9 protein-coding genes are annotated in these 13,039 nt (G+C 62.4%); 7 read left to right on the forward strand and 2 right to left on the reverse strand.

Translation table 11 applies throughout. The features are described 5' to 3' along the window. The first annotated feature begins 272 nt into the window (after positions 1-272). Entirely contained in the window at positions 273-2,738 is a 2,466-nt protein-coding gene (locus tag AC1KVG_RS04280; RefSeq protein WP_481093591.1) for a hypothetical protein, read from the forward strand. A 373-nt stretch (positions 2,739-3,111) separates the two neighbouring features. Here AC1KVG_RS04280 and AC1KVG_RS04285 read toward each other — a convergent pair whose 3' ends face one another. After that, entirely contained in the window at positions 3,112-3,795 is a 684-nt protein-coding gene (locus tag AC1KVG_RS04285) for a hypothetical protein (protein WP_481093592.1), read from the reverse strand. Between the two features lie 89 nt (positions 3,796-3,884). On the opposite strand from AC1KVG_RS04285, the gene AC1KVG_RS04290 reads away from it, so the two are divergent. Next, positions 3,885-4,520, forward strand: a complete 636-nt coding sequence (locus tag AC1KVG_RS04290; RefSeq protein ID WP_481093593.1) for a Crp/Fnr family transcriptional regulator — start codon at positions 3,885-3,887, stop codon at positions 4,518-4,520. 275 nt (positions 4,521-4,795) lie between these two features. Here the strand turns inward: AC1KVG_RS04290 and glmS are convergent, their stop codons facing one another. Further along, entirely contained in the window at positions 4,796-6,625 is a 1,830-nt protein-coding gene (gene glmS / locus AC1KVG_RS04295; protein ID WP_481093633.1) for a glutamine--fructose-6-phosphate transaminase (isomerizing), read from the reverse strand. A 204-nt stretch (positions 6,626-6,829) separates the two neighbouring features. Between glmS and AC1KVG_RS04300 the strand changes: the two genes are divergently transcribed. From AC1KVG_RS04300 to AC1KVG_RS04320, 5 genes are all read left to right on the forward strand, one after another. Continuing rightward, positions 6,830-8,101, forward strand: coding sequence for an efflux RND transporter periplasmic adaptor subunit (locus tag AC1KVG_RS04300; RefSeq protein WP_316693475.1), 1,272 nt, complete (start codon positions 6,830-6,832; stop codon positions 8,099-8,101). A 40-nt stretch (positions 8,102-8,141) separates the two neighbouring features. Further along, positions 8,142-8,861 (forward strand): ABC transporter ATP-binding protein, encoded by a 720-nt coding sequence (locus tag AC1KVG_RS04305; RefSeq protein ID WP_168957192.1) that lies wholly within the window; start codon positions 8,142-8,144, stop codon positions 8,859-8,861. A gap of 12 nt (positions 8,862-8,873) precedes the next feature. After that, positions 8,874-10,166, forward strand: a complete 1,293-nt coding sequence (locus tag AC1KVG_RS04310; protein WP_481093594.1) for an ABC transporter permease — start codon at positions 8,874-8,876, stop codon at positions 10,164-10,166. Positions 10,167-10,229: 63 nt separating this feature from the next. Further along, on the forward strand, positions 10,230-11,438 hold the full coding sequence (locus tag AC1KVG_RS04315; RefSeq protein ID WP_481093595.1) for an ABC transporter permease: 1,209 nt from the start codon (positions 10,230-10,232) through the stop codon (positions 11,436-11,438). A gap of 249 nt (positions 11,439-11,687) precedes the next feature. Next, positions 11,688-13,031 (forward strand): sigma-54-dependent transcriptional regulator, encoded by a 1,344-nt coding sequence (locus AC1KVG_RS04320; protein WP_481093596.1) that lies wholly within the window; start codon positions 11,688-11,690, stop codon positions 13,029-13,031. Positions 13,032-13,039: the final 8 nt, after the last annotated feature.

Raw genomic sequence — 13,039 nt, forward strand, 5'->3', positions numbered from 1 at the left:
CGAGACATTGGCATCAAACGAACGCGACTGTGTGATCCATGTTCGCATTCAAACGCGTGCGCCTCTCTAGGATGGCCGCTGCCCGGCGCGCCCGATGCCGCTGGACATCCAGGTTCTGCGGTCGCGGAGGCGCGATGCACATGCATGACGCCCAGCCCTTGCCGTGCTGCATCGGCGGTCGCAGAACTTCCCAGCGGGATCAATGCGCAGTGGTTTGGCGCGCTCCCGCAATTCCCGGAAGTCTTGTGCTTCCGCAACAGGAGTCATCCGAGATGGGTGTAAAAACGTCAGTCGTTTCACTATTCCTGGCATCCACGCTGTGGCTGTCCAGCAGCGATGGCCACGCCTTTGCACGGCCTGGCAGCGCGCCGGAGACGCGCACACCTGCAAGCAACAGCAAAACCACCGCGATCGGTCCTGCGTCCGCGGCGTATCCAGGTCCGACAGAGGTGCCCGCCGGCACGGCGATGACGTTCTGGGCATCGCAACCGGTCGACCGCAACGAGACGGTGGTAGTCAGCGGTGGCAACATCGACCCCAGCGCCACGGTGCGCCTCACGCGGCTCGACGATGGCGCGGTGGGTAGTCCGTTGGAGGCGACAGACAGCACCAATAGCGGCTGGAGCAGCGTGACACCGACGCAGGCCACCGAGCAATCGCTCAAGTTTCAGCTTCCCGATAGTGCGCGCGGCGTCTATGCGTATCAGATCGTCACCGGCAGCGGTGCGGGGGCAACGACGCTGGTGAATGCGCCGGATATCTGGTTCGTGCAGGGCAATGTCGGCGGCGGTGCATCGCCGCGTGGCAGGCTCAATGTGTTCGGCACCGCCTTGGGCAGGATGTCGGCATCGAGCCAGCCGGTGCGGCTTGCGCTGGTCAAGAATGGCACCGTGCAGCGTATCGTGATCGCCGACGAATCGAATCCCAAAGAAGGCATGTACGCACAGAGCTTCGCCATTCCGGCCGACATGCCCGAAGGCGACTACGAGCTGTATTTGCACAATGGTTCCGGCGGTCCCAGCGCATGGAGCCGCTATCAGAATTTCGGCGTCGGCGCAGATCGCACCGCCCCACGTCGCACCATCACCACCGTCAGCATTGCCTATCCGACCAACTGGCCGAACATCCAGTGCAGGGTGGCCCCGGCGATCGGCAACGGCGCACCGGACGATGCGAGTTTTGCCGCCGCATTCGCCTGCGCGGCCAACGGCGGTGTGGTGTCGATTCCCGCCGGCAGATACACCTTGTCGCAGCAATACGCACAAGGATTCAATCAGACGATTCCTAACCACGTGGTGATCGCGGGCGCGGGCAAGGACGCCACGGTGCTGTCCTTTCCGATTGCCAATAACACCACGTTGTTCAAGGGCAACGGCATCTTTTACACGCCGCCACGTCAACCCAAGTGCGATCAGCAGATCAACTGGGCCACCAACCTGTTTGGCATACGCGACCTGGCCATCGAAGCGCCCGCCATGCGCGAAGGAACCGGCATCGTGTTCGAGCATATGCCGCTGACGGATCTGCGCTCGGTCCCCTTCGTGCGCGATATCCGGCTCACCCTCGGCAGGCAAACCGATCGCACGGCCAACGGGCCGCTGACGACCGGCATCCAGGCAAGCAATATCTCCAACCTGCAGATCAGCGGAAACGACATCACTGCCAGCAAGCCGATCACCATGGATAAACACGTCTACGGCGCCACCGTGCAAAACAACACACTGCGTTGGCATGAGCTGGCACTGACGTTCAATCATGATGTGCAAAACGCGCTCATCACGCACAACCGGCATCTGTCCGCCGGTGCGCCCTACCATCAAACGCCCTCGGAACTGGGTTTCGCTGCGCCCGGTCGTGATGTGTACTACGCAGACAATGCCAGCCAGTATCCACAGGATGCGCAGCAAACCTGGCAGCTGACGCTGGACGAGGGCATCGGCAACTATCTTGGCAAGGTCGCTGCCAGTTCGGGGACGACGCTGACGTTGGCCAACAATGCAAAAGACGTTCCGTATCTGTGCGATCCCGATGGCAACTCGGTGATGATCGTGTCCGGCAAGGGTGCCGGCCAGATGCGTTACCTGATGGGCAATACATCGCCGCTGGGTAACCGCGTGAACCTGGACCGTGCATGGGACATCCCGCCCGATCAGAGCTCCATCGTCACCATCGTGACGACCAATGGGCGGATGTTGTTCGTCAATAACGACCATGGTGGCGCTGGCCCGATCACCAACTTCTTTCCATCCGCCGACGTCATCCATGCATACAACCGGCTGCATCGCTTTGGTGCTGGAATCGTGCAGCCCACCGGGTTTTATACCGATGCCAACTCGCTACTGGCAGGCTGGCATTCGCAGATGCTCAATAATGAAATTACTGCAGATGCGGTTGCCAACCCGTCCTCGATCGGTGGCCAGACGGCAGTATTCAACCTGCAGGGAAGCAATCTCATGATCAGCGAAGGCAAGCGGGAAAATGCCTGGTACACCGATGCCGTCACCAGCACCGGCATCATCCGCAATAACCGCTTTGCCGCAGGCGCAACTGGAAGCGTGGGCCTTTGGGATCGGGTGAAGAACTCGCTGATCGAGAACAACACCACCCCGGAGGTCCGCATTCAAAACGAAAACGTCAAGGACGCATTGATCCGCGGCAACCGCACGGCAAGCGGGCAAACGTCGCCGGTCATCATGAATGAGCCCCGCCCGGGAAATGGAAATCTGATCGTGCCGTAGCTGACGCGGGTACCGGTACGCTGCGCCCATCGTGTCGCAGCGTACAGGCCTAATTGCTCAGCCCGCGCAACAGGCGCGTTACGCCGAGGACGCGGCTCTGGATAACACCATCTGGTGAACGCTCTTCGGCATGAATCCGCGTCGAAGGCGCCCATCTCGCAGTGAGCGCAGCGCTTTATCGGCCGTTCCTACTCCACCGTCACCGACTTGGCCAAGTTGCGCAGCTTGTCCACATCGGTGCCGCGCGCCAACGCGGTGTAATTACGCCAACAGTTGCACCGGAATGGTGTGGATCACCGGCGACAGCACGCCGGCGTGGCGCGGGGTGCGGATCACGTGCACGCCTTCGGAACTGCCACTGCAGGGCACGTCATCAGGTACGCAAGACCAGTGCCTTTCGCTCTTCACGATTCACGAGCCACGTGAGCAATGCACCGGGCAGCAGGAATCCCAGCGTTACAAGCAAGCCGTGGAGCATATGTACCGCCGGCTCGTCCAGCACGGCGATGTGCTTCATCGGAGACAGCCACGGAGAAAGATTGAAGAACGCGATCGTCAAGACGACAAGCGACAAAGTCCAGTTCACCCCACGCTTGCGCGCCGAATTCCAGGCGTAAGCGGCCAGCACAACAACAAAGAGTCCTTCGATCACCCAAGAGGCGGTGCCAAGCCGTCCCCACATTCCCAGACCAAAGTGGGTCTGGGAATGCGGCAAAAGTGCCAGGTCATTGTTGTGCATTGGCCAGTCGGCAAGGAAGTGAGAGAAAGACGCGATGAACGCCAGAACTGCAACGCGCCTGTCTTTCCAGAAGAGGCCAGCCCAGACCAAAGACCAAACGACCGCCGCCAAGAGCGAATGATCCCAGTCGATGAATGTCAGGTCGAAGAACAGATAGGGGCCTGCAGCAAGGTTGGGCGTTACGATGTCCCAGCCAAGCATGATGAAAATACCGTCCAGGATGTCGAGGAAGCCGACGCCCAGCAGTAGCGGAAGCGTCGGGATGCTCGGAAAGCGGGCTTTCAAGGCTAGTCCGATCGCAAAGTGACCCACATACATGGCTGGTGCTCCAAAGATTAGGCCTGCATGGTGCCCCCGTTGAACCCTCCAGACTGTAAAATCAGAACAGTTCGACCACGGTCCCGGCTATGCCTGACGATGGAACCCTGAGTCCAGAGATTGCAGAGATTTTTCTCTCTCAGGCATCGGTTCGAACGTGTGTTGCGGGCCGGCGGATCTTTGATCTGGGCTCTTCCCCTGCCTGCATGTTCGGCATTCTCAGCGGCTCGGTCCGGGTCTCACTGGAGCCGATTCAGCTCAGCGAGAGGCTGTCGCTGGTCCTTGGACCAGGCCAGTGGTTTGGGGAAGTTCCGCTACTGGATGAGCGGGCGCGGGCATTCAGCGCGGTCGCCCACGGACGTAGCAAGATCGCCGTCGTCTCGACTGCCGCCTTCAACCGTGTGATCGCATCCAACCCGGCGGCGCTCCTGGCCATCACCCGCCTGGTGTGCTCACGCTATCGCCAGGCCTTGGACTGGATTGAAGCCAACCAGGCACGTTCGCTCGAACGCCGGCTGGCGGCTCAGCTTCTCACTGCCCAACACAACGTCCGCATGCCACAGAGTGCGCTGGCCGACAGGCTGGGCGTCTCCCGTCCTACCGTGAACCGGCTCTTGAAAGCATGGAAAGCCCAAGGCTTGATCGACGTTGGCTACGGGAAAGTGAATGTGCTGAACATGGAAGCCCTGGCATCGATCCTCGCAGGGGAGCTAGAGCGCGACTAGCGCCCCTTGGCGCCTGGATGATCAGGCCAAGCGCTCCACCGCGGAACCGGCATGCGCGATCCGATTCTGTGGATGGCAGACCAGCAGGAGTTGCAAGCGTCGCGCTGTAAAAACGCAAAAGGGCGGGAGCAATGACGCCCCCGCCCTTTCGCTCTTTTCGGGTTTGGACGAAGCATTACCCGTCCGCCCGCCACACATCGGCGCTGGTTGGACGAACCATTGTCCAGTCGGACCGAGAGTTCCCTGCGACCGCCCACGATGCTGGGCTTCTGCCGCTACTCCACCGTCACCGACTTGGCCAGGTTACGCGGCTTGTCCACATCGGTGCCGCGTGCCAGCGCGGTGTGATAGGCCAGCAACTGCACCGGGATGGTGTGGATCACCGGCGACAGCACGCCGGCGTGGCGCGGGGTGCGGATCACGTGCACGCCTTCGGACTCGCTGAAGTGGCTGTCCTGGTCGGCAAAGACGAACAGCTCGCCGCCGCGTGCGCGCACTTCCTGCATGTTGGATTTGACCTTTTCCAGCAAGCGGTCGTTGGGTGCGATCACCACCACCGGCATCGCCGCATCCACCAGCGCCAGCGGGCCGTGCTTCAACTCGCCGGCCGGATACGCTTCGGCGTGGATATAGGAGATTTCCTTGAGCTTGAGCGCGCCTTCCAGCGCGATCGGGTAATGCAGGCCACGGCCAAGAAACAGCGCATTTTCCTTGGCCGAGAAGCGCTCGGCCCAGGCCATGATCTGCGGCTCCAGATTCAAGGCATGCTGCACGCTGCCCGGCAAAAAGCGCAGCTGCTCCAGATAATCGGCTTCATCTGCCTCGCTGATGCGGCCCTGCAATTTGCCCAGCACCATGGTGAGCTGGAACAACACCGCCAGCTGCGTGGTGAACGCCTTGGTCGAGGCCACGCCGATCTCCGCGCCGGCACGCGTGTAGCAGACCAGTTCGCTGGCGCGCGGGATCGCGCTTTCGGGCACGTTGCAGATCGACAGCGTGTGCAGATGCCCCAGCGATCTGGCGTATTTCAGCGCCTCCATCGTGTCCAGCGTTTCGCCGGATTGGGAGATGGTGACGATCAGATGTTTGGGGTTGGCATAGGCGGCGCGGTAACGGTACTCGCTGGCGATTTCCACGCTGCACGGCAGCCCGGCGATGGCTTCGATCCAGTAACGCGCGGTCATACCGGCGTAGTAACTGGTGCCGCAGGCCAGGATCTGCACGCCTTCGATGTCGCGCAACACCGCTTCGGCATTCGGGCCAAATAAAAACGCAGGAAATCCCTTCGCATCGATCGCCGCTTCGATGGTATCGGCCAGCGCACGCGGCTGCTCGTGGATTTCCTTCTGCATGAAGTGCCGGAACGGGCCGAGTTCCAGCGATGCCAGCGACACATCGGACAGATGCAGCGGGCGTTCGACCGGCGCGTCGTTGCCATCGAAGATGCGCACGCCATCGCGGCGCAGTTCGGCCGTATCGCCCTCTTCCAGGAAGATCACCTGGCGGGTGGCCTGCACGATCGCCGAGACATCGGAGGCGACGAAGTTCTCGCCCTCGCCCACGCCGATCAATAACGGGCAGCCCATGCGCGCGCACACGAAGCGCTCCGGCTCGGCCTGGCTCATCACCGCCAGCGCGTAGGCACCGGTGAGCTCCTTGACCGTGCGCTGCAGCGCGATCAGCAGATCGCCGGCGCTACCCAGATGATGATGGATCAGATGCGCGATGACTTCAGTATCGGTCTGCGACTCGAAGGTGTAGCCGAGCGCGCGCAGTTTCTCGCGCTGCTGCTCGTGGTTTTCGATGATGCCGTTGTGCACCAGCGCCACGCCGGCGCTGATATGCGGGTGCGCGTTGGCCTCGGTGACGCCGCCATGGGTGGCCCAGCGGGTGTGGCCGATGCCCAGCGTCGCGCCGAACTGCTCGGCCTGCGCTGCCTGCGCCATCTCCACCACGCGCCCGGTACGACGCACGCGGCGCAGCTGCGCGCCATCGAGTACCGCAATGCCGGAGGAATCGTAGCCACGGTACTCAAGACGCTTGAGTCCTTCGATCAGGACCGGGACCACATCGCGCCCGGCGATCGCTCCGACAATGCCGCACATAGGACAACCCTTGAAGACGAAGCCGCGCATTTTAGCGTGTCCGATCTTGTCCGCTGCATGACCGTGCCCGGACAGCGTGTCCGCGCCAGTGTCCGCGGACACTGCGGACACCTGCCACCCGAGCACAAAGACCTTTATTTTCAGACACTTGGCAATTGGCACAGGTTCTGCTTTATCGCAGTGACGCCATCGAGCCAGACGATCATGATTCGCGATACCTCTGCCCAGGACCAGGTTCTCCGTACATCCGCCCAGAGCGCGCCGTGGCGCCGTTGGCTATGGCCTGGCATCGCTGCGGTCGCCGTGCTGGCCGGTATTGGTTGGGCGGTCACCGCGTGGAGCGCCGGCAGCCGCTCGTTCGATGCCAGCCGGGTGCGTATCGCCACCGTCAGCCAGGGCGACCTGGTGCGCGACATCGCCGCAGACGGCCGCGTCATCGCCGCCAACAGCCCGGTGCTGTACGCCATCTCGGCCGGCACGGTGACGCTGAGCGTGGTGGCCGGCGACGTGGTCAAGCAGGGCCAGGAGCTGGCGCGCATCGACAGCCCGGAGCTACGCAGCAAGCTGGCGCAGGAGCAGGCCACGCTGGCCGGTCTGGAAGCCGAATCCAGCCGCGCCGGGCTGGATGCCACGCTGGCCCGTGCCAACGCCAGCAAGCTCACCGACCAGGCCAAGATCGACAAGCAGGCTGCCGCACGCGACCTGGAGCGCTATCAGCGCGGCTACGATGGCGGCGCCGTGCCGCAGGTGGAACTGGCCAAGGCGCAGGACACCTTGAAGAAGACCGATATCGACCTGCAGCACGCGCAGCGCGATGCCTCGCTGAAGAGCCAGGGTGCGGATCTGGATTCGCGCAACAAGCGCCTGCTCGCCGACCGCCAGCGCGCGGTGGTGGCCGAAGTGCAGCGCCAGGTCGATGCGCTCACGCTGCTGTCGCCGTTCGACGGCCAGGTCGGCCAGGTGCAGGCGGTGCAGCACACCCAGGTCGTGGCGAATGCGCCGATCCTGGGCGTGGTGGATCTGTCCAAGTTCGAAGTCGAGATCAAGGTGCCGGAGAGCTTCGCGCGCGATCTGGCGATCGGCATGCCAGCGCAACTCACCAGCGGCAGCGGCGAACCCTTCCCCGGCGCCATCTCGGCGGTGTCTCCGGAAGTGGTCAACGGCGAAGTCACCGCGCGCATCCGCTTTGCCGACAAGCAGCCGCCGGGCCTGCGCCAGAGCCAGCGCATGAGCGCACGCGTGGTGATGGACACCCGCCGCAACGTGCTCAAGGTCGAGCGCGGCCCGTTCGTCGAACAATCCGGCGGCAGCTACGCCTATGTGATGGATGGCAATACCGCGGTGCGCCGCCCGGTGCGCATGGGCGTCAGCAGCCTGGGCGAAGTGCAGGTGCTGTCAGGGCTGCAGGTCGGCGACCGCGTGGTGGTGTCCGGTGCAGATAACTTCGGCGATGCGCCGCGCGTCACAGTTCACTAATTCTCTTTCGCACACACCTCTTTAAGCAAAGGACTCGGCAATGCTCAAGATGCAATCGGTCTCCAAGGTCTTCCGCACCGAACAGGTGGAAACGCACGCGCTGCGGTCGCTGGACCTGCATGTGCGCGAAGGCGAATTCGTCGCGGTCACCGGCCCTTCCGGCTCGGGCAAGACTACCTTCCTCAACCTGGCCGGGCTGCTGGAAACCTTCACCAGCGGGCAGTATCTGCTCGATGGCGAAGACGTCAGCCATCTGTCCGATGACGCGCGTTCGCGCCTGCGCAACCAGAAGATCGGTTTCATTTTCCAGGGCTTCAATCTGATTCCCGATCTCAACCTGTTCGACAACGTCGATGTACCGCTGCGCTATCGCGGCATGGCCGCAGCCGAGCGCAAGCAGCGCATCGAAGAGGCCTTGACCAAGGTCGGCCTGGGCTCGCGCCTGAAGCACTACCCCACCGAGCTGTCCGGCGGTCAGCAGCAGCGCGCCGCGATCGCGCGCGCGTTGGCTGGCAGCCCGCGTCTGCTGCTGGCCGACGAACCCACCGGCAACCTCGACTCGCAGATGGCACGCGGGGTGATGGAACTGTTGGAAGAGATCAACAGCCAGGGCACCACCATCGTGATGGTCACCCATGATCCGGAACTGGCCGCACGCGCGCAGCGCAACGTGCATATCGTCGACGGCCAGGCCACCGATCTGGAACGCAATCCCAGCCTGATGCGTGCGCCCGTGACAGCGCCTACCCTGGCCGACTAAAGGAAGACTTTCATGTTCGGCTATTACTTCACTCTGGCGGTGCGCAGCTTCCGCCGCAACAAGATACTCACCGCGCTGATGGTGCTGGCGATCGCACTCGGCATCGGCGCCAGCATGACCACGTTGACGGTGTTCTACATCCTGTCTGGCGATCCGATACCTCAAAAAAGCGAACGACTCTTCATCCCACAAATCGATGCGCGCTCGCCGGGCCATCAAAGCACGGAAGCCCTGGAGCAATTGACACGCTTCGATGCCGAAAACTTACTGCGTGAGAAGCGCGGAGACCTTCAAGCGATGATGAGCGGCGGAAGCGTCCCGTTGGAGCCGGATAATTCGTCGGTGCGCCCGATGAAACTGGAGGCGCGCTATACCTCCGCCGACTTCTTCCCGATGTTCAATCCGCCATTTCTCTACGGTGGCGCGTGGACGGCAAACGAGGACGGTAGCAGAGCGCGTGTCGTTGTGATTACCGACGAACTCAACAAAAAACTCTTCAACGGAGAGAATAGCGTTGGGCGTACGTTGCGTATAAATCGTCAGTCGTTCCGCATCGTCGGAGTTCTGCGCGAATGGCGACTGACCCCCAAGTTCTACGACCTCAGCAACAGCAGTTACGCCAAGTCGGAACAGTTGTTCGTTCCGTTCAGTGCCGCGATGGAACTGAAATTCCAGTCCAGCGGCTCGCGCTCCTGCTGGGGCGACAGTAAGGATGCAAACAGCACCGACCAAAAATGCTCATGGATTCAGTACTGGGTTCAGCTGGATAGCCCGCAAAAAGCGGCGGCCTACCGTCAATACCTGGAGAATTACTCCGACCAGCAACGGCGCGCCGGGCGCTTCGAGCGGCCGACCAATGTCCAGCTGCGCAGCGTCATGCAATGGATGGACTACAAGAAAGTGGTGCCCAGCGACGTTCGCCTGCAGACCTGGCTGGCATTCGGATTTCTGCTGGTGTGTCTGGTCAATACCGTGGGCCTGTTGCTTGCAAAGTTCATGCGTCGCAGTGGCGAAATCGGCGTACGCCGCGCGCTTGGCGCCACCAAACGCAGCATTTTTGCGCAATCCCTGGTGGAGGCGGGAACGATCGGCCTGGCAGGCGGCATCTTGGGGCTCGGCCTCGCCACGCTAGGACTGTGGGGCGTGCGACAACAACCCTCTGATTATGCAGAGCTCGCACATCTTGATCCGCTGATGCTGCTGGTCACGTTCGCGCTTGCCCTGTCGGCAAGTGTCGTTGCCGGGATACTCCCGGCATGGCGCGCCTGTTCCGTGCCACCTGCCATCCAACTCAAAGCGCAGTGAGATGCCGCCCTGACGGCGCCGCGCGCGCGTCGCCGTTGGCCAGCAACCATCAAGGAATCTTCAATGGAAATCCGCCCCATTCTGTCCACCCTGCGCCGGCACAAGACCGCTGCGGCACTGATCATCCTCGAGGTGGCGCTGAGTTGCGCCATCATTTCCAATGCGCTGTTCCTGATCGGCAATCGCCTGGATCGCACGCAGCGCCCCAGCGGCCTTGCCGAAAACGAGCTCGTGACCATCAGCATCAGCGGCATCGGGGAAGACGATAACGCCAATGCACTCACCGAGACCGACCTGGCCGCCTTGCGCAGTATCCCCGGCGTCAAGTTCGCCTCCGCAGTCAGCCAGATACCGTTCGGTCAGAGCATCTGGATCACCGGCCTCAAACTCACCGCCGATCAGGATATCTCCACGATTGACGTCAACAGCTACAACGGCGACGCCCAGACGCTGGACGCGATGGGGCTGAAACTTGTGCAGGGACGTCGTTTCACGGAGAGCGAATTCAGCTGGGACAGTGAAACGAAAGCTGATAGCCCAAGCGTCATCCTCACCAAAAGCGCAGCAGACAAGATGTTTCCCGGGCAATCGGCACTGGGCAAATCCATTTACATTGGACCGACACCCAGCAAGGTCGTTGGAATCGTCGAACACCTGGCGCGCGTTCTCGATTACGGCGGCGATTCCTCATACGACGACTCCATGCTGTCTCCGATCAAGGTGAGCTACAAAGATGGCGGGATGTATTTGCTACGCACCGATCCGGCGCGACGACAGGAAGTACTGCGCCAGGCCGTCGCAGTGCTGGAGAAGAACAGCTCCAACCGCATCATCAAGAGCCCCACAACAGTAGAGGAAATGCGCAACGACTATTATCGCCAGGATCGCTCCATGGCCTGGCTGCTTGTCACCATGAGCATCGCGCTACTGATCGTCACCGCATTGGGCATCGTCGGCCTTGCCAGCTTCTGGGTGCAGCAGCGCACCAAGCAGATCGGCATCCGCCGCGCACTGGGTGCGACACGAGGCCAGATCCTGCGTTACTTCCAGATCGAAAACTTCCTGCTCGCCTCGATCGGCATCGTGCTCGGCATGTTGATGGCGTATTCGATCAACCTCTGGTTGATGGCGCGTTACGAGTTGCCACGCTTGCCGTTGATCTATCTCCCGATCGGCGCAGTCACCTTGTGGGTACTCGGCCAGATCGCGGTGTTCTGGCCGGCCCGCCGCGCGGCGCTGGTGCCACCGGCGGTGGCAACGCGTAGCGCGTGATGTACCGCTGCACATCGTCGGGGCGATGCCTCCGACGATGTGCAGCGGCGGTAAGCCGCTTAGACAGATCGCTCGATTGGTCACCACCTCCAAAACCGCAACCGCCTGTGCAAACCAAACGTAGTGGTGTGCAATCCAACCAAGCGCATGCATTCACACACTTCAGCTGCAATGCGCAACACAGTTCCGCCACGCACCGAATCCTGTTCTGATAGCCCTTCCTGCCAGCCCCCACTATCGAGCAACGCGATGCCGCAGATTTTGATCATCGACGACAACACCGCCGTGGCCACCGCGCTGGAGGTGCTGTTTTCGTTGCACGACATCGACGCACGGCACGCGCATTCGCCGCAGGCCGGATTGGCGCTGCTGGACGAGCAAGGGTTCGATCTGGTGATCCAGGACATGAACTTCACCGCAGACACCACCTCCGGCGAAGAGGGCGAAGCGCTGTTCGCGCAGATCCGTCAGCGCCATCCCGATCTGCCGGTGATCCTGCTCACCGCCTGGACCCATCTGGGCAGCGCGGTGGGCCTGGTCAAGGCCGGCGCGGCCGACTATATCGCCAAGCCCTGGGACGACACCAAGCTGCTGACCACGGTCAACAACCTGCTGGAACTCTCCGAAGCGCGCCGCGAACTGGAACGCCGCCGCGAGCGCGAGCGGCGCGGTCGCGAGCAGCTGACCCAACGTTACGATCTACGCGGCGCGGTGTTCGCCGACCCGGCCAGCGAACGCGCGATCGCGCTCGCCTGCCAGGTCGCACGCTCGGACCTGCCGGTGCTGATCACCGGCCCCAACGGCAGCGGCAAGGAGAAGATCGCCGAGATCATCCAGGCCAACTCGCCGGCGAAAAACGGCCCGTTCATTGCGCTCAACTGCGGCGCGCTACCCGGTGAATTGATCGAAGCCGAATTGTTCGGCGCAGAAGCCGGCGCGTATACCGGCGCGAACAAGGCGCGCGAAGGCAAGTTCGAAGCCGCCGATGGCGGCACGTTGTTTCTCGACGAAATCGGCAACCTACCATTGGCAGGTCAGATGAAGTTGCTGCGCGTGCTGGAAACCGGCCGCTACGAGCGCCTGGGCTCCAATCGCGAACGCCACGCCAAGGTGCGTGTGATCAGCGCCACCAATGCCGATCTGCAAGCGATGATCCGCGAGGGCAGCTTCCGCGAGGATCTGTATTACCGGCTCAACACGGTGGAAATCGCGCTACCCGCACTGGCCGAACGCCCCGGCGATATCGGGCCGTTGGCCGAGCACTTTCTGGCCGGCGACAAACCGCTGTCCACGCAGGCGCGCGATGCCTTGCAACGGCATGCCTGGCCCGGCAACGTGCGCGAGCTGCGCAACGTGCTGCAACGTGCGTCTTTGCTCGCGCAAGGTGTGCGTATCGAAGCCAGCGATCTGAATTTGCCACACGCAGCCGCGCCGCGCCCGGCGGCGCCGGCGGCAGGCGAACCGGATCGTGCTCGCATCGAACAGGCACTGGCGCGCGCGCAAGGGGTCATCGCTCAGGCCGCCGCCGAGCTGGGCCTGAGCCGACAGGCCCTGTATCGGCGCATGGACCGCTACGGCATCACCTCGGAATGAATCCCCGC

Source organism: Xanthomonas sp. NCPPB 3959, assembly GCF_056675575.1.